This window comes from Catellatospora sp. KI3 (assembly GCF_029948125.1).
Taxonomy (GTDB): Bacteria; Actinomycetota; Actinomycetes; order Mycobacteriales; family Micromonosporaceae; genus Catellatospora.
The window spans coordinates 158,783-175,253 of record NZ_JASAMB010000020.1 but is presented as its reverse complement, the minus strand read 5'-3'; the positions used below and the strand labels follow the sequence as shown (position 1 = coordinate 175,253).

Annotated in this window: 15 protein-coding genes; 6 read left to right on the top strand and 9 right to left on the bottom strand. The window is 72.5% G+C overall.

Annotated elements, in window-relative coordinates; translation table 11 throughout:
• Positions 1–24: 24 nt before the first annotated feature.
• The 3 genes from QEZ54_RS27870 to QEZ54_RS27860 form a co-directional block, all read right to left on the bottom strand.
• On the bottom strand, positions 25–597 hold the full coding sequence (locus QEZ54_RS27870; RefSeq protein ID WP_281307700.1) for a hypothetical protein: 573 nt from the start codon (positions 595–597) through the stop codon (positions 25–27).
• Between the two features lie 251 nt (positions 598–848).
• Positions 849–1,556, bottom strand: a complete 708-nt coding sequence (locus QEZ54_RS27865) for a hypothetical protein (RefSeq protein ID WP_281307699.1) — start codon at positions 1,554–1,556, stop codon at positions 849–851.
• A gap of 395 nt (positions 1,557–1,951) precedes the next feature.
• Positions 1,952–3,223 carry a helix-turn-helix domain-containing protein gene (locus QEZ54_RS27860; protein ID WP_281307698.1) on the bottom strand — a complete coding sequence of 424 codons (1,272 nt, stop codon included), beginning with the start codon at positions 3,221–3,223 and terminating at the stop codon, positions 1,952–1,954.
• Positions 3,224–3,443: 220 nt separating this feature from the next.
• Between QEZ54_RS27860 and QEZ54_RS27855 the strand changes: the two genes are divergently transcribed.
• The 3 genes from QEZ54_RS27855 (at position 3,444) to QEZ54_RS27845 (ending at position 7,186) form a co-directional block, all read left to right on the top strand.
• A complete protein-coding gene (locus QEZ54_RS27855) occupies positions 3,444–6,509 on the top strand; it encodes an AfsR/SARP family transcriptional regulator (protein WP_281307697.1) in 3,066 nt (1,021 codons plus the stop codon).
• A gap of 122 nt (positions 6,510–6,631) precedes the next feature.
• Positions 6,632–6,877, top strand: a complete 246-nt coding sequence (locus QEZ54_RS27850) for a hypothetical protein (RefSeq protein ID WP_281307696.1) — start codon at positions 6,632–6,634, stop codon at positions 6,875–6,877.
• A gap of 150 nt (positions 6,878–7,027) precedes the next feature.
• Positions 7,028–7,186 carry a hypothetical protein gene (locus tag QEZ54_RS27845; RefSeq protein WP_281307695.1) on the top strand — a complete coding sequence of 53 codons (159 nt, stop codon included), beginning with the start codon at positions 7,028–7,030 and terminating at the stop codon, positions 7,184–7,186.
• 355 nt (positions 7,187–7,541) lie between these two features.
• Here QEZ54_RS27845 and QEZ54_RS27840 read toward each other — a convergent pair whose 3' ends face one another.
• The 5 genes from QEZ54_RS27840 to QEZ54_RS27820 all read right to left on the bottom strand — a co-directional run bounded on the left by QEZ54_RS27840 (position 7,542) and on the right by QEZ54_RS27820 (position 11,839).
• The gene (locus QEZ54_RS27840) at positions 7,542–8,462 is read right to left on the bottom strand and encodes a universal stress protein (protein ID WP_281307694.1); all 921 of its coding nucleotides are present in this window, start codon (positions 8,460–8,462) and stop codon (positions 7,542–7,544) included.
• A 123-nt stretch (positions 8,463–8,585) separates the two neighbouring features.
• On the bottom strand, positions 8,586–9,686 hold the full coding sequence (locus QEZ54_RS27835) for a CBS domain-containing protein (protein ID WP_281307693.1): 1,101 nt from the start codon (positions 9,684–9,686) through the stop codon (positions 8,586–8,588).
• A gap of 47 nt (positions 9,687–9,733) precedes the next feature.
• The gene (locus tag QEZ54_RS27830; protein ID WP_281307692.1) at positions 9,734–10,714 is read right to left on the bottom strand and encodes a nitroreductase family protein; all 981 of its coding nucleotides are present in this window, start codon (positions 10,712–10,714) and stop codon (positions 9,734–9,736) included.
• Between the two features lie 229 nt (positions 10,715–10,943).
• On the bottom strand, positions 10,944–11,369 hold the full coding sequence (locus tag QEZ54_RS27825) for a CBS domain-containing protein (protein ID WP_281307691.1): 426 nt from the start codon (positions 11,367–11,369) through the stop codon (positions 10,944–10,946).
• The gene (locus QEZ54_RS27820; protein ID WP_281307690.1) at positions 11,366–11,839 is read right to left on the bottom strand and encodes a universal stress protein; all 474 of its coding nucleotides are present in this window, start codon (positions 11,837–11,839) and stop codon (positions 11,366–11,368) included. The genes QEZ54_RS27825 and QEZ54_RS27820 overlap by 4 nt, the downstream gene beginning before the upstream one ends.
• A gap of 300 nt (positions 11,840–12,139) precedes the next feature.
• Here QEZ54_RS27820 and QEZ54_RS27815 point away from each other — a divergent pair, with 300 nt between their 5' ends.
• The 3 genes from QEZ54_RS27815 (at position 12,140) to QEZ54_RS27805 (ending at position 13,771) form a co-directional block, all read left to right on the top strand.
• On the top strand, positions 12,140–12,535 hold the full coding sequence (locus QEZ54_RS27815; protein WP_281307689.1) for an Hsp20/alpha crystallin family protein: 396 nt from the start codon (positions 12,140–12,142) through the stop codon (positions 12,533–12,535).
• A 65-nt stretch (positions 12,536–12,600) separates the two neighbouring features.
• Positions 12,601–13,017, top strand: coding sequence for a CBS domain-containing protein (locus QEZ54_RS27810; RefSeq protein WP_281307688.1), 417 nt, complete (start codon positions 12,601–12,603; stop codon positions 13,015–13,017).
• A gap of 523 nt (positions 13,018–13,540) precedes the next feature.
• Positions 13,541–13,771: a hypothetical protein gene (locus tag QEZ54_RS27805; RefSeq protein WP_281307687.1), complete on the top strand. Its 231-nt coding sequence runs from the start codon at positions 13,541–13,543 to the stop codon at positions 13,769–13,771.
• Positions 13,772–13,815: 44 nt separating this feature from the next.
• Here QEZ54_RS27805 and QEZ54_RS27800 read toward each other — a convergent pair whose 3' ends face one another.
• Entirely contained in the window at positions 13,816–16,341 is a 2,526-nt protein-coding gene (locus QEZ54_RS27800; protein ID WP_281307686.1) for a cation-translocating P-type ATPase, read from the bottom strand.
• Positions 16,342–16,471: the final 130 nt, after the last annotated feature.

The following is a 16,471-nucleotide window of genomic DNA, read 5'->3' as shown; positions in this document are numbered from 1 at the left end:
ATGGTTCAGGCCGGGCGGGAGCGGTCAGCACTCAGGCAGGGCGGCGACGAGGCGGTCGTGCTCGGCCTGGGTGCCGATGCCGGCGCGGTCCTCCGGATGGTCGGCGTACCAGCGGATCGCGTCCGCGAGGAACCACGGGTGCGTCTGCCAGCCCAGGGAGAGGTACCTCGGCTGGCCCAGCGTCGGCGACTCACGGCGCGTGACCGGCAGCATGAGGTCGTTCAGGCCCGGCCGCCGCGGATGACCCGCGGACAACTCCGCCCACGCGATACGCACCGGGCGTCCGACCGCGCGACGCACCAGGATGCCCTCGGGCCGCAGCCGCAGTGCCGAGTCGCGCCACAGCAGGACACCGAGGACGGTCGCGGCCAGCAGAAGCAGCACCAGCTGGATCGCGTTGAGGACGGGGTTCCTGCTGACGTCCAACGCCAGCGAGGAGGCGACCAGCGTCGCCCCGGCCTGCTGCCTCCGGATGGAGTGGCCACGCGTCTCGAACATCCCGTCGACGACAGCGAAGCCGCGTCGGGTGCCACCGGGGCGCCAGGAGGCCACCATCACCAGGACGACACCCGTGAGCAGTACCGATCCCCGGACCACGCCCGCCAGCATGTCGTCTTGCTCTGGCCGCAGGCGCAGGAGCCAGCAGCCGAGAGCGGCGAGGAGGACAGGGACGAGGAGTCGACACCAGCGAGCGAGACGCACGGCACGAAACCTACCGGGCGACGGCAAGCCCAGGCCGTGGACCGCTCGGGGCACTGTGAACGAGCGACCCGTGGAGGGCCGCGCCGCCGACGGAGATGCCGACGAGCATGACGGAGCCAGGCTTCCGCCCGGCTCCGTCGATCAGCTCACCCGCAGGCGCGGACCCACTTGGACGACGCGATCTCGTGGTACATGGCCTTGTTGTAGCCGTCGAGGCCGAGACCGAGGTTGAAGCGGTTCGCCCTGAGGTCGCGCCACACGCTGTCCGGGCCCAGGCAGCCCCAGGCTCCGGTGAGTCCGCCGTGGTAGTAGAAGTTGATGCTGTTGCCCTGCGAACTGTTGTTCTGGACCGATCCGGCCAGGTTCCGGAAGCCGTACTCGCTGCAGTCGTTGCCCCAGTCGAGGTCGTCGTTGACCCATGAGCACGACTTGGTGGGCGGGTCGTCGGTGTCGTTCCAGGGCTCGTTCCAGGCGTAGACGCGCCCGTCACGACAGCTGAACCCGTTCACCGTGACAGCCTGATCGCTTGACAGCTTGTCCCAGCCCATCGGGAGAACCCGCAGACTGCTGTTGCTGATGCTGACGTTCGCCACGCAGCCCGGCGGCACCTGTATCTGATCGACGTCGATGTCGTTGGTGTTCGGGTCGCCGTCGTATCCGCCCTGGAAATGCCCGGGGTTCAGCGACTCCTGGTGCCATCCCACGTTGTCGATGTACCAGCGAATCTGGATGATCCAGCCGGAATTGTTGATCACCTTCCCGCACTTGTGCGGATAGTACGTGCAGGTCGCCTCTGCGTGCGCCGCGCCCGGTGTGGCGACGATTCCCACCGCGGTCGACAGCATCGCCGCCACAGCCGCGATGAACGTCCTACCTCCGCGCTTCACATGCCCCCCTCTCGCTGATGAACTCCCAGCCGCTCCGCCTCGTCGGTGAGACCGAGGCACCAGTCCCAGCCCTGTCGATCGCCCCGTCGAGGACCCTCGGTCGCCCGGTCCGGTATGACTTCCCGCACCTGCCGCTGGATGATCCGCAGGTGTCGTCGCCGGGTCGGCTCCGCCCGAGGCTCTCCGAGAGACCCGGTCATACCGCGATCTGCCGGTGTCCGGGATCGGGCCGCCCGTCGGAACAACTCTCACACCGGCCGGCATTCGCAGACAGGCGGCAGACCGGCGTTTTGGCGGCGGTTCGCGCCGGTGCCGGCGCGCTGACGGGCGCTGAGGAGACCCGCAGCACCCCGGCCACGTCGTCACACCGCGCTGACCGCAGGGGGCCTGGTGCCGGCCCACCGGCCCGGCGCCTCGGCCAGCATCGCCTGCACGTGGCGCAGCAGCCGGAACTCGTAGCGGCGGCCCCGGTCCACCAGCAGCAGCGAGGATTCGGCGAGTTCGGCCAGCAGTTCGGGCGCCTGCCCGAACTCGTCCTCCTCGTGCGCGAGGTCGCCCGAGCTGAACGGGTCACCCGGCCGGTGCCGGTCCGCCAGCCGCAGCAGCAGCCTGCGGTGCCGGTCGTCGAGCAGGTCCAGGCTCCAGTCCAGACTCGCGGCAAGGCTGCGCTGATGCGGCAGCGCGGTGCCGTCGGCCCAGCCCAGCGAGTGCAGCCACCGGTTGTCGGCCAGCAGCGCCGCCAGCGGCACCAGCCGCAGCCGGTAGGCCGCCAGCTCCACCAGCCTGGGCAGGCAGTCCAGCCGACGGACCAGCTCGATCAGGCCGGGGCGTTCGGCCGCCAGGTCGAGGGTCGGGCAGCCGGTCCGGGCCCGGTCCAGCAGCAGCTCCACCGCGGCCGGCTCGGCCGGCGGCGCCAGCTCCCAGATCGCGGCGCCGGGCAGCACGGGCGGGCGGCGCGAGGTGATCACGACGTGCAGGCCGGGGCGTTCGCCGAGCAGCTGCGGTACGAGCAGCGACAACGTCCATACCAGGTGCTCGGCGTTGTCCAGGATGAGCAGCAGCCGGTCGCCGGACGACCGGGCGCTGTCACCGGCCACCGCCGTCACCGCCGCCTGCGCGGCCTCGAACACGTGGTCGGGGTCGGTGCCCCGGTCGGCGGGGATGCGGCCCAGCTCGACGACGGCGATCCCGGCCGCGAACCACCGGCCCGCCCGCTCGGCGACGGCGCGGGCGACCCGGGACTTGCCCACCCCGCCCGGTCCGGTCAGCACCAGCACCTGATGGGCGGTGACCAGGTCGGCGAGCCGGTCGACCTCGTCCTCGCGGCCGATCAGCGAGGTGCCCGGCGCCCGGCCGCCGCGCCACGGTCCGGCGGCCGGGTCCGCCAGCCGCAGCCGTTCGGCCATGATGTCGGCCGGGCGGCAGGACGCGGGCACCGACGACGACCACAGCCGCTGCTTCAGGTCGGGGTCCAGGATGGACAGCAGCATGTCGACCGAGCTGCGGCGGGGGTGCTGGATCGAGCCGCGTTCGAAGTTCCTGATCGTGCGTACGCTGATGCCGGACTGCTCGGACAGCTCCTCCTGCGTCATTCCGCGCTGTAGGCGCAGGCGCAGCAACAGGTTGTGGGACAAGGTCTCGTACCCCCATGTGCGATGACGGCCGGCGGCCCGGTGGCCGCTGGAGGCGAGTGTGGGAAGACCCGTTCCCGTTCGATTCCCGCCGCAATACCGACCCGGACCGTTCCCCCATCCATAGGCATCAACCCTTATGATGCGCAGTGGCTTCAGGCGGTGCGCAAGGCGTCGGCTCGCGGCGGGCGGGCCGATCGGTGGCAGCGGGCGGTGAGTCGGCATGACCGGTCTGCGGTTCAACATCCTGGGGCCGCTGGAAGCCTGGGCCGACGGCACCAGGCTGGAGCTCGGCGGGTTGATCCAGAAGCGGGTCCTGGCCGCGCTGCTGCTGGAGCCCGGCAAGCTGCTCACCGTGTCCCGGCTGGTCGAGGCGGCCTGGGACGAGGAGCCGCCCGCCACCGCACCGCACCAGGTCCGCAAGGCCGTCGCCGACCTGCGCGGCCGCCTCCCCGACGGCCGGACCGTCCTGGCCACCGAGGGTCCCGGGTACACCGTCGCCGCCGCGGTCCCGCTGGACGTCACCGAGTTCGACGCCCTGGTCCGCGAGGCTCGGCTGCTCGCCGAGCGGGGCGGTGTCCGCGAAGCCCTGGTCCGCTTCCGTGAGGCCGACGCGCTGTGGCGCGGCCCGGTGCTGTCCGACGTCGGCGGGCTGCTGGTGCAGACCGCGGCCCTGGCGCTGCAGGAGCGCCGCCTGGCCGCGCTCGAGCGGTACTTCGCGCTGCGCCTGGCCGGTGGTGAACTGGGCGACCTCGTCGGCGAGCTGCGCGCCCACATCACCCGGCATCCGCTGCAGGAGGCGCTGCGCGGCCAGCTTATGCTGGCGCTGTACCGGGCCGAGGCGCTGGAGGAGTACGGCAGGCTGCGCGAGCTGCTGGCCGAGGAGCTGGGCGTCGACCCGGGCCCGCACCTGGTCAAGCTCTACGAGCGCATCCTGCGCGAAGACCCGGAGCTGAACCTGGATGTCGCCGTGCCCGAGCGGGCACCGGCCCCGGTCGAACCGTCACCCGACCTCGGCCAGGTCGGCCCCGAGCCGGGCGGCGGTCCGGCACCGGCCGGTCGGCAGCCGACCGCCGTGCCGCAGACGCTGCCGTTCGACGTCACCGAGTTCGTCGGGCGCCGGGCGGAGTTGGCGCACCTGCTGCGCAGTGCCCGCGCCGACCGGTCCCGCACCCGGGTCATCGCGATCGACGGCATGCCCGGCGCGGGCAAGACCTCCCTGGCGGTACGGGCCGCGTACCTGCTGGCCGCCGAGTACGCCGACGGGCAGCTCTACATCGACCTGGGCGGGTTCACGCCCGGGGAGCGGCCGGTCAACATCGGCGCCGCGCTGGAGGGGCTGCTGCGGGCACTGGGCCTGCCCCGGGAGGCGATCCCCGACGACGTCGTCGGCCGGCATCTGCTCTGGCAGTCGTCGCTGGCGGGCAGGCGGATGCTGCTGCTGCTCGACAACGCCGCCGAGACCGCGGTGGTGAGCAGGCTGCTGCCGACCTCGGCGGGCTGCCTGGTGCTGGTCACGAGCCGGGCGAGGCTGACGGAGCTGGACAGCGCCGAGTGCATCTCCATCGACGTGCTGGCGCCGGAGGAGAGCCGGGCGCTGCTCACCGAGCTGCTGGGCGCCGAGCGGGTGGAGGCGGAGCCCGTCGCCGCAGCCGAGCTGGCCATGCTGTGCGGGCACCTGCCGCTGGCGCTGCGCATCGCGGCGGCCCGGCTGCGCAACCGGCGGCTGTGGACGGTGCAGTACCTGGTGGAGCGGCTGCGCGACGAGGACCGCAAGCTGCGGGAGCTGAGTTCGGGCGAGCGGGGCGTGGCGAGCGCGCTGTGGCTGTCGTACCAGGCGCTGCCGGAGCCGGGGCGTACCGCTTTCCTGCTGCTGTCGATCCATCCGGGCCGCGACATCGACGCCGGGTCCGCGGCGGCGATGCTGGGCCTGGCCGCCGACGACGCCGAGGACGAGCTGGAGCGGCTGCTCGACGCGCACCTGGTGCACCAGCCGGAGTTCGCCCGCTACGCCTACCACGACCTGGTCGGCAGCTTCGCCCGGGGCAACCTGCGGCAGCTGCCCGACGGCAGCCGCGCCGACGCGGTGCGGCGCCTGGTCACGCACTACCTGAGCGCCAGCGGAGCGGCGTGCGCGGTGCTGTTCCCGGGCCGCAACCACCGCCCGACCGGCGTCGAGCCGCCCGCCGGACCCGCGCCCGCGTTCGGTGACGCCGACCGAGCCCAGACGTGGTTCGGCCGCGAGCACATCACCCTCGTCTCGGTGGTCGACCTGGCGGTGCGGGAGGAGCTCTTCCAGCATGCGGTGTTCCTCAGCCGCGACGTCGCGTTCTACCTGAACGCCTGCGGTTACCTGGACGAGTTCGCGGAGCTGGCCCGGATCGGCGTCGCCGCCGCCCGGCGGCTGGGCGACGCCGGGATCCTGGGCATGAGCCTGTCGAATCTCGGGGTGGCCTGCTGGAAGCTGGGGCGCTTCGACGAAGGCGTCACCGTCGCCGCCGAAGGGCTGGAGCTGGCGGTACGGGCCGGCGACCAGCGCACCCAGGCGCACTGCGAGGGAACCCTCGGGCTGTACAAGGGGCTGCTGGGCGAGTTCGACGCGGCCCTGGCGCATCTGCGGGCCGCGATCGCGCTTGAGCACGAGTTGCGCACGCCCAGGGCCGCCGCGGAGAGCCTGACCGTGCTCAGTGCGCTCTTCGAGCAGTGGGGCCGCTACCCGGAGGCCGTCGAGGCGGCGGCTCAGGCGGTGGCGCTGATCCGCGGCCTGAGCAGGCACGAGTCGGCGCTGGTCGCGTTGACCGACCTGGCCGCGGCGCGGCTGGGCCTGGGCGAGGTCGACGGGGCCGAGCAGTGCCTGGCCGAGGCGCGGCTGTCCTGCGACGACAGCCGGGAGGCCGGTCAGGTGGCGCTGACGCTTGCGCTGTCCGCCGAACTCGCCCACCGCCGGGGCGACCTGGGGGCCGCGGCGGAGTACGCGGGGCAGGCCGCCGAGGCCGCCGAGCGGACCGCCTCGCCGCTGCGCCGGGCCAAGGTGGAGAACCTGCTCGGGCGGCTGCTGCTCGCGCGCGGCGACGCCGGGGCGGCGCTGCACCTGCACACCCGCGCGTACGAGACCGCCGTCGCGGTCAGGTTCCGCGTCGAGGAGGCGTACGCGCTAGCGGGGATGGCTGCCGCCGCGCACGCCCTGGGCGACCGGGACGCGGCCGCCGCCTTCGGGGCCGACGCGGAGGCCGTCTTCGAGGCGCTGGACATCCCGCGCGACCGCCGCCGTCGGCCCGCCGCGGCCTGAATTGCCGGTCGCCTGCCGGTCGATTGCCTGGCCGGTGACGGCCGCCATGGGCAGGCTGGCAGGTGACGACCCTGTGCCGCCGGTCGCCGTACGCGCTTCGCACCTGAACAGGGAGAACGGCCGTGACCAGCTACCGCGTCGACACCGCCACCACCGACGGCATGCACCGGGTGGTCGCGATCGGGGTCGCGACGCCCGACGGCGCGGCCCACCCCGCCGCACTCACCGAGGCGGAGCTCGCGGTGCTGCGGTCGGCGGTCCGGGGGCGGCTCGACCAGCTGGGACATGAGGCGGGCCCGGCGGTGACGGTCGTGGCCATGATCGACGCCCGCCCGCACATCGTCTCCTGCCGCCCCGTCGGCGCCTGATCGCCGCACCGGCGGCTGCCAGCGGTTCTGAGCTGCGCGGACGACTCGTTCCCGGCGATGCCGGCAGCAGCGGGAATGCGACGGGACCGGTTCGGGAACGGTCGGCGCGAACGTGGGGCCATCCGATACGCAGTCCAGCGGGGAGCCGTCATGAAGCGCAAGCTGATCCTGGTGTCCGGCATCGTCGCCGCGGCCCAGGCCCTGGTCCTCACGGCCGCCGTGGTCGGCGGTCACGCCGCCCCGCAGCCGCGCGGCACCGGCTACACCGTGCTCGCCGAGGACAAGGGCCCGACGGTCGTCGGCCGTTGAGCAGACCGGAGCACGACCGCGGCGCCCGCGACCGGTGGTCGCCGGGCGCCGTATACGGCGCAGCCGTGGAAGGAGCGGATACCGCGGGCGCGGCGGTCTCCGCCGCGCGTATGAGTCCTGTCCGCTCCGGCGAGGCTGACGCGGCGAGCACGGCCAGCGCGAAGCCTGCCGCCGGTGCGAGCAACCCCTCGCGGATACGCCGTCCGGCCCGCCGGTCCAGGCCGAGGGCCACGCCGGCGATCGCGCCGCACTCGGGTCCGAGGATCATGACGGCGACGATGAGGATCTCCACAGCTCGCCGGTCTGCGCCGCCGCGACGGGCGACGAACGTCGCGGCGCCAGCTCCCTGACGCCGTCACCGCTGGTGGACGACAGCGACCGTGCCTTTGCCATGCACGACCAGCGCGTGGCTGGCGGAGCCCAGTAGCATGCCGGCGAATCCGCCGTGGCCGCGGCTGCCGACGACCGTCAAAGCCACATCCGCGGAGGCGTCGAGCAGCACCCGTTCAGCGTTCAGGCTCAAGACCGCACGCAGTTCGATGTCGAGGATGTCAGCCCACGGCGTGACCGCCTTGGCGAGCATCTGCTCGGACTCCCGCCGCGACAGCTCTTCCGAATTCATGTCCGGCTCTTCACCGTAGCCCCAGGTTGCCGGCGAGTGGACGTTCAGCATGATCAGCTTGGTCCGGCGCAGTGCGGCCTCCTGGGCGGCGAATGCAAGGGCTGCCAGCGCGGTGGCGGATCCGTCGTACCCGACCAGGACCGGTCCGGGCAGCAGCGATGCCGTGCCCGCTCCCCCATCGGGTTCGCGTAGACGGACGACGATGACGGTCGTGTGGGCATGCGCGGCCACCTGGGCGGCGACCGATCCCAGCAGCAGCCCCTCGAATCCGCCGGCACCCCGGCTGCCGACGGCGACGATCTGTGCACGGCGTGACTGCTCGATCAGCACGGACGCACCCGCCCCTGCCAGCAGGCGGGTCTGGATCTCCAGCGCCGGGTGAGCGGCACTGATCTGCGCCGCGACGGCGGCCAGCGCCTGCTCGGCGCCGTAGCGGGAAGCCTCCTGCCCGCCGGCCAGGCGGTCGGCGCCGAGCCATGGGCCGAAGCCGTAGAGCGGGCTCTGGTATCCGCAGCACAGTTCGAGTGTGGTGTTGCGCTCCTGGGCGAGCAGTGCCGCATACTGCGCGGCCTGTGCGCTGTGGGCCGATCCGTCCACCCCCGCGACGACGGGGCGAGGATCTCGACTGACTCCACCCTCGACGTCAGGGTCCATATGTCCACGATGCTCCCGTGACCACAGCGTCCGCTACGAAACAACGGATCTGACGGGCACGGATCCGGGGATGGCCGGTCCTGCGTTCCGCGACTGCTCGACCTTCCGCCGGGGACGCGGACGCTACCGCGAGTGAGCCGTGCGGTGGGGAACCACGAGTACCGGCACGCTCGCGCCCCTGATGCACTCGGCACTGACCGAGCCCAGTCGCCGCCGCGCTCCCGCCGCACCGTAGCGGCCCAGGACGAGCATCGTGGCGTCGGCGGCTTGAGCCATGAGGACGTGCGCGGGCCTGCCCTGCAGGACCGCCGTTCGGATCACCACGTCGACCCGGTGCCGATCCGGCAGATCGCGAATCTCGCCGGACAGCATGGTCTCCATCTCGCGGCACTGGTCGGGGTTTCCATCACGCGGATCGCGGACCGCGATGGCCAGCACGCTGCCACCCCGGGTCGCGGCAGCGGCCACCGACCACCGCAGTGCCTGCCTGGCGTCGTCGGACCCGTCGACTCCGACGACGAACTGCGGGCCCGGGTGGTTCGGGGGCGCCGCCGATGCCGCGGGCTGCGGTGCGGCAGGGTCGTCGTCGATGTCGAAGGTGAGCTGGTCGATGACCTGGGTGACGCCTGGCACCGTCCCGGTCAACCGGGCCGCGATCCGGCTCTTGCTGGCCTGGTGTACCGCTCCGGTGAGGGTGACGACTCCGTGGTCCACGGCCACGGCGATGGCGTGGGGTTCCAGGCGCAGCACGTGCAGCACGGTCTCGGCGATATCAGCTCTGATGTCCGAATCTCTCCGGCGGAAGACCTGCAACAGGTCGCGCCGGGTCAGCATGCCGATCATGCGACCCTGCCGATCGACGACGGGAAGCTGCTTCACGCGCTGCTCGGCCATCAGCCGGGCGGCGTCGGCGGCGCTGGTCTCAGGGGGCACCGTCAGCGCCGGGGCGGTCATGAGCTGCGACGCCACGGCCGCCTCAGCCTTGTGGCGGGCGGCTCTGCGGGAGGGTCTCTCCAGCAGGGGCCGGGTTCCGACCGGCTCGTCAGAGAACTCGACCCGGCGCAGCAGGTCCCCCTCGGTGACGATGCCGGCCAGCCGGCGCAGGTCATCGTGCACGGCGACCGCGTTGACCCGCTGCCGGGCGAGCAGCCCCGCGATCTCGGCGTACGGAGTGTCCAGGCCGACGGTGGCCGCGTCACGGGTCATGAGATCGCGGACGCTCATCCGACGGTCACCGGTGCGCGCGACGTCATGGCAGCCTCCTCGTCGCATCAGCGTGGGTTGATGACCTCTTCGGCCAGTCGCCGGGTCGTCGACGGGGGCGGTTCGCCAGGCGGGCCGTAGCCGACCCGAACGGCGATCTGCGGATGCCCGATGCCCGGCAGCAGGGTGCGCAACTGGTCGCGGGTGGTGGGCAGTTCTGTGACGTCGCTGATCGGCGCCGTGGACAGCCCGGTCGCCACAGCGGTCAGCAGCAGCGCCGACAGTGCCTCCCCGGCCCGCAGCCAGTGGACCGGTGTGTCGCCGTCGGTGTACACGAGCAGGTACCGGGCGCCGCGGTCGTTCTCCCATCCCGGGTGCATCACGGGTCCGCCGAATGGTGCGTAGTCGCGTACCGGAACCCGGCGTGGCGCGGCGGGCACGGCCCCCGCGGTGTCGACACCGTCGCCGCTCCACGGCGGCCGGTGGGTCCAGTCGGCGAGTTCGGCACGATAGTAGGCGTCGGACAGTTGAAGGGCGCCCGCTTCGACCGCGATCAGCCCGAGGACGGCGATGTGGCTGTCGTCGACGACGAGCGCGTGCGCATGTTCTGATTCCGCGGCGACTATGAGCGTGCGGCAGATGGCGTCGCCGACCGGCTGGGCGGTGAACGGACGCCGGTCGGTGCGGCGGCGGTTGATCGCCGCTGCGGCCTGCATTTCGGCGAGCGTCGGCTCGTGCGGCCCGGTGACCCGGATGGTGGCGAGCAGGTCGGGCTCGGTCGGATCGGGCATCCGGGCGATGTCACACGCTTCGCCGGCGTCGGCGAGCGCGACACGGCCGTGGTGCAGGGCGGCGCCGCAGCTGACGGTCATCAGACGGCCGTCAGGGTCGGCGACGAGCAGTTGCCGGCTGCGGTCGGCGTACAGACGGGCGCGTGGGCCGTCGATCCGCCACCGCCAGGGCTGGGTATTGAAGATCGACGGCGCGGCGAGAGCTGCCCGAACGGCGCGCTGCAGGGCCTTTTCCTCGGTGTTCTGTGTGGTCTGCATGATTTCACCGTGCGCGTCCGGACGCGGGCGCCGACAGGGAACGGGGACCTGCCTGGGCATGCCGATGGTCCTCTACTACGCACCAGGCGCAGTCGATGCGAAACCTGCCGTAAGAGGGGAACGGGCACTGATCGTTTCCAGATCAGTGCCCGTTCGACAGGGGATGAAGCGCCACGGCGGGCGCTGACGTCTCACTCCATCGGTATGCGTCAGCGCCTGTCGATGGCGGTCAGCCGGCTAGTAGCGCGATGAGATCGCTGCTGGTGAACATTCCGACCGCCACTCCGGAGCCGTCGACGACCGCCACGGCGTCACCGCCGTGGCCGCGCATCACGCGGGCGGCATCGCCGACGGTCGCCTCGTCGGTCACGACGGCGGCACGTTCTACGACCGCACCTGCGGCGACCAGCCCGAGATCCGGTTCGGTGGCCCAAGCGCCGGTGATCGCGCGGGCGGCCAGGACTCCTTCGCACCGCCCGGAGTCGCCGGTGACCACCAGGTGCCGGATCCCGGCCCCGAGCATCACGGCGGTCGCCTGACGCAGGCTCGTCTCGACCGCCACCGACACCACCGGCCGGGTCATGACCTGAGTGACCGAGCGGCGCAACCACCGCCGGTCGTCGCCGGTCACCGGGACGCAGTAGAGCGCCTTCATCCGACACCCGGCCCAGCCGCCACCGGGACCGGCTCGGCGGCCCGATGCGCCGTGGTCGGCACCGGGATGACCACCACCGGGCACGGCGACTTCGACACGCACTCCTCGGCGACCGATCCCATGACCGTGTGGTGGACCCGGCTGTGACCGTGGCTTCCCACGACCAGCAGTTCGGCTGTCTGAGCGGCCTGGGTGAGCACGTCGGCGGCTCGGCCTTCGACGACCTCGGCGGCCACGGTGACACCGCGCCGGCCCGGTGCCGTCTCCAGTTCGCGGTCGAGCGCCTGCTGGGCGAGGTCGCGGTAGACGCCTCGTCCGGCCACCGGCCCGTCCGGGTCGTCCCAGCTCCAGGCCAACACGACCTGTACCGCCGCTCCGGTGGCCGCAGCCTGCCGCAGGGCCCAGTCCAGCGCGCGCCGACCACCCTGGGAGCCGTCGACACCGACGACGATCTGCCGCATCCCGTCCATGTCCCTCACATCCTTGTCGTTGGGTCCTCTCCGTCACTTCTCCTTCCAGGCTGCGGCGGCCCACTCGGCCGGGTGAGGGCCGAAATACCCGGACGGCAGGGACCATCGCCGTGACCTGCACAGCTATCACCGACAAGTCGCCTGCGTCCCTGGCACACTGAGCAACCATCCCAGCGGCCCGCTGGTCCGCCGTTTTCGCAGTTCAGGACCGAAGTCCCACCTTGAGCACACCTACCGGCCCTGCCGCTGGGCGTCCGGTGGACATGCAATGGAGGCAGCAGGACACGAAAGGAGGAGGTCATGACCACGCTCATTCCCCGCCTGTTCGGGGACCTGTCCGACCTGTTCGAGCCCGAGCGGCCCATGTTCGCCGGACACGTGATCCGGGTCGAGGACTCGCTCACCGACGAGCATTACCAGATCAGGGCTGAGCTGCCGGGCCTAGACCCGGAGAAGGACATCCAGGTCAGCGTCGACGGCGGCGTGCTGAGCATCCACGCCGAGCGGCGGGAGCAGGAGAAGGGCAAGACGCGCACGGAGTTCCGCTACGGCATGCTCAGCCGTAGCGTACGGCTGCCCGGCAACGCTGACCTGTCCGCCATCCGCGCCGACTACGACAAGGGCGTGCTTGAGGTCACGGTGCCGCTGAAGGCCACCGAACCGCCGGCCCGACAGATCACGGTCAACGCCAAGTAGACCCCGACCGCCGGTGCCACGGTCAGTCGTCCACCGGCGGCGCCCACGCGGAGAGGACCACCACCATGAAGACCTCCGCGGACACGCGGCCGCAGCTCGCGCGGACACCGGTGCAGCAGATCATGAGTCGGCCGGTGTACTGTGCCCGCATCTCCAGCCTGCTCGGTAACGCGCTGGCCGGGATGGCCCGCCACCGGGTACGACATCTGGTCGTCATAGACGACTATGACCGCTGTGTCGGTGTCATCGCCGATCGTGCGATCGTCGCCGCATGGGCCGCCAACCCCACATCGCTGAGCAGTCACACCGTCGAGACGATCCTGGACCCGCACCCGGCTGTCGTCGACAGCGACGCCACCGTCATGGACGCGGCACGGCTCATGGGCAAGACCGGGGTCGACGCCGTCGCGGTCGTCGAAGGGCACGGTGTCGCGACAGGCATCATCACCGGCGTGGATCTAGTAGCCCTGCTCGCTCACTGACCCATCAGGCTCGGTCGCGCAGTGTCGACACTTGCGGTACCGCGTCGCTGCGGGGGAGTCCGCGTTCGCCTGCCTGAACGCGCCGGGAACGGGCAGTTCGAAGGAGGCGGTGTGACTTAGGTCCTGTGTTCGGGACGGCAGGACCCTGACCAGGACCGGTTGCCGTACGCGACGGTAGAGACGTGGAACTGCAACGCGTACTCGACGGCATGTGCCGGGAGGGCGTCTGGGCCGAGGCCGTTCGGGGCCGGGCGTCCATGGAAGCAGTCGGCAATCTCCTGGCTGCGGTCGGCCACGCGGTGAACACGGGTCGGCCGTATCAGCCGCCGTCGCGGACACGGCCATCCGTGCAACGGCTGGGCACCCGGCCGACCGATAGGCGCCGCCCGGAGTTCTGGCGTGCCGAGCAGCACAGCCGGGCCGACATCTTCCGCTGGGGCGGGCATGATGATGCCGGCCGGTACCTGGCGGTGGTCATCGGTACCCACGACGACACCTTCCCGAGCACGAAAGAGCCGCTGAGGTGGTGCAGGTGCTACTGCGCGCCTTCGCGCGAGCGGGCGTGGTCGTGACGCTGCACCCGCAGATCGCGCAGGTGCCTGCCGGACGCGAACACCTACGGCTGCTGCTGGGCCGCCAGGGCGCCATACAGATGGTCATGACGGCGGGGCCGCTGCAGGGCGGCATGAATGCCGGGGCGCTGTCGACGATCCTGCGCACCGAGCCGCTGCAGTCGGCGCCTGACGCACGGTAAGCACCCTGCCGCCTGCTGCTCGACCCGCCGACCGCAGGCTCTGATCAGCTTTCGGGCCGGCGAACGCGGCGCGCACACCACAGCAGCAGGCCGGGCAACGCCGCCAGCAGGACACAGCAGCCAAGCTGTGATCCGGTCAGGGCAGCGGTGTCCAGCAGTGTCCGCAGGGCAGGGATGCTGACGGCGGCCAACTGCGCCAGCGCCGACAGCGCCACAGCGCCGAGCAGGCCCGGATTGGCCCATCTGGTGGCTGCGGTGCGGTTGGCCCGGACCGCCAGGGCCACGCCGAGTTGCGCCAGGCCGAGGGTCATGAACAGCATGCTCTGCCAGGGCCAGCCCTGACGCGACCCGTACACCCCCGCAGTCAGGGATACTGCCGTCAGCGCGGCGCCCAGGGCGAGAATCGCCCGGAGCAGGCCGTCACCGAGGACCTGCTCGCCCGGTGGCCGGGGCGGGCGGTGCAGGACGCCGGGTTCGGCGGGTTCGGCGCCGAGTGCCACGCCGGGCAGGCCGTGGGTGAGCAGGTTGATCCAGAGGATCTGGCCGGGCAGCAGCGGCACGCCGAGGCCCAGTAGCGGTCCGAGGAGCATCACGGCCAGTTCGGCGGTGCCGCCAGCGAGTCCGTAGCGAAGGAAGCGGCGGATGTTGTCGTACACGCGGCGGCCTTCGCCGACGGCGTGGGTGACGGTGGCGAGGTTGTCGTCGACGAGGACGAGGTCCGCGGCCTGGCGGGCCACCTCCGTGCCGCCGCCCATCGCGACGCCGATGTCGGCGCGGCGCAGCGCGGGGGCGTCGTTGACCCCGTCACCGGTCATCGCGACGACCTCACCGTGCTGCTGGAGTTCGGCGATGATGTCGAGCTTCTGCTCAGGGTGGGTGCGGGCGAACACCTGCACCCGGTGGGCCTGCTGAGGCTGCCCGCCGGTGCCGACGGGTTCGCCGGGGTGCCAGATGCCCAGCTGCGCGCTGATGTGGGCGGCGGTCGCCGGGTGGTCACCGGTGATCAGGATGAGCCGGATGCCGGCAGCGGCGAACCCGGCGGCGGTGGCCGCCGCCGCGGCGCGCAGGGGGTCTTCGATGCCGACGACGCCCACCACCCGCAGGCCGCGCGGTGCGATCGGGCTGCCGGGCGCCGCCGACGTCGCGGCGGCCACGGCGATCACCCGCATACCTGCGGCGGCCAGGTCCGCGGCGGCGGCACGGGCCGCAGGGGCACCGGGGTCGTCCTCGGCCAGGACCGGTGAGGACAGCACGGTCTCCGGTGCGCCCTTGCAGATGGTGAGGAAACCGCCGCCGGGTTCGGCGTGCACGGTGGTCATCTGCCGGGTGGCCTGGTCGAACGGGTGCTCGGCCAGGCGCGGCGCGCAGTCCCGTACCGCGTCCGGGTTCAGGCCGCACCGCCCGGCGAGCGCCACGAGGGCGGCTTCGAGGGGATCGCCGACCGCCGACCAGCCCGAGTCCTCCGCGGTGGGTGGCAGCAGAGCCGCGTCGGAGCACAGCACCCCGGCCCGGGCCAGGGCCAGCAGTCCCGGGGCGGGCGGCGGCGTGACGGTTCCGGCCGGGGCGTACCCGACGCCGGTGACCGTGTAGTCGGTGCCGTCGGCGTACGCGCGCCGGGCGCTCATCCGGCCTTCGGTCATGGTGCCGGTCTTGTCGGCGGCCAGGACGGTGACGGAGCCCAGGGTCTCCACGGCGTGGAGGTTGCGCGGGATGGCCCGGTGCCGCGCCATCCGGCGGGCGCCCAGAGCCAGGGCGAGGGTCACTACCGCGGGCAGGGACTCGGGCACGGCCGCCACCACGAGGCTGACCGACGTCAGCGCCATCAGCAGCAGCGGCCGTCCGGCGGCGATCCCGGCGGCGAACACGACCAGGCAGAGCACGACGATCGTGGCCCCGAGGACCCGGCCGAGCCGGGTCAGGCGCCGCTGCAGCGGCGTCGGTCCGCCGGTGGTGTGGGCGACCAGCGTGGCGATGCGGCCCATGGCGCTGTCCGGCCCGGTCCGGATGACCTGCCCGACCGCACGGCCGCTGACCATCACGGTCCCCGCGCTGAGGTGCTCTCCCACCGTCCGGGTCACCGGCACCGACTCGCCGGTGAGCGCGGACTCGTCGACCTGGCAGCCGAACGCGTCCGACAACCGCAGGTCCGCCGGCACGACATCGCCTGCCTCGATCCGGACCAGGTCCCCGCGCACCAGCCCGGCCGCGGCCACGACCCGGTCGGTGCCGTCGCGTACCACGCGGGCGGCCGGTGCGGCCAGTTCGTCCAGGGCCGCGATGGCGCGGTCGGCGCGCACCTGCTGTACGACACCGATGGCGGTGTTGAGGAACACCACCACGGCGATGATCGCGGTGTCCGGCCAGTCGCCGAGGATCGCAGTGACCGCTCCGGCGGCCAGCAGCAGTGTGACCAGCGGGTCGGCCAGTTGCCGGCCGACCCTGCCCCAGAGGTGTCTGCGTCGGGGCTGCTCGACCGTGTTCGGGCCGTCGGCGGCGAGCCGGCGGACGACTTCGTCCGTGCTGAGGCCGTGCGGCGATACGTCGCGGTCCGGGATGGTCGTCGCGGTCATGGGTTCAGCGTGCGCTGCGGGGGGGCCGACGGCCCAGGGCCGAGCCGACCGCCGTACCCGGGTCGAAAGTCCTGCCGCAGACGCGGACCGGGCCGGCAGGCGCTGCGGCACGACAGCATGGGCCGGAAGA

Coding starts and splice junctions, on each gene's coding strand:
- QEZ54_RS27855 (WP_281307697.1), top strand. CDS start 3,444: ATGACCGGTCTGCGGTTCAACATCCTGGGGCCGCTGGAAGCCTGGGCC.
- QEZ54_RS27835 (WP_281307693.1), bottom strand. CDS start 9,686: ATGAGCGTCCGCGATCTCATGACCCGTGACGCGGCCACCGTCGGCCTG.
- QEZ54_RS27845 (WP_281307695.1), top strand. CDS start 7,028: ATGAAGCGCAAGCTGATCCTGGTGTCCGGCATCGTCGCCGCGGCCCAG.
- QEZ54_RS27840 (WP_281307694.1), bottom strand. CDS start 8,462: ATGGACCCTGACGTCGAGGGTGGAGTCAGTCGAGATCCTCGCCCCGTC.
- QEZ54_RS27815 (WP_281307689.1), top strand. CDS start 12,140: ATGACCACGCTCATTCCCCGCCTGTTCGGGGACCTGTCCGACCTGTTC.
- QEZ54_RS27800 (WP_281307686.1), bottom strand. CDS start 16,341: ATGACCGCGACGACCATCCCGGACCGCGACGTATCGCCGCACGGCCTC.
- QEZ54_RS27830 (WP_281307692.1), bottom strand. CDS start 10,714: ATGCAGACCACACAGAACACCGAGGAAAAGGCCCTGCAGCGCGCCGTT.
- QEZ54_RS27825 (WP_281307691.1), bottom strand. CDS start 11,369: ATGAAGGCGCTCTACTGCGTCCCGGTGACCGGCGACGACCGGCGGTGG.
- QEZ54_RS27810 (WP_281307688.1), top strand. CDS start 12,601: ATGAAGACCTCCGCGGACACGCGGCCGCAGCTCGCGCGGACACCGGTG.
- QEZ54_RS27820 (WP_281307690.1), bottom strand. CDS start 11,839: ATGGACGGGATGCGGCAGATCGTCGTCGGTGTCGACGGCTCCCAGGGT.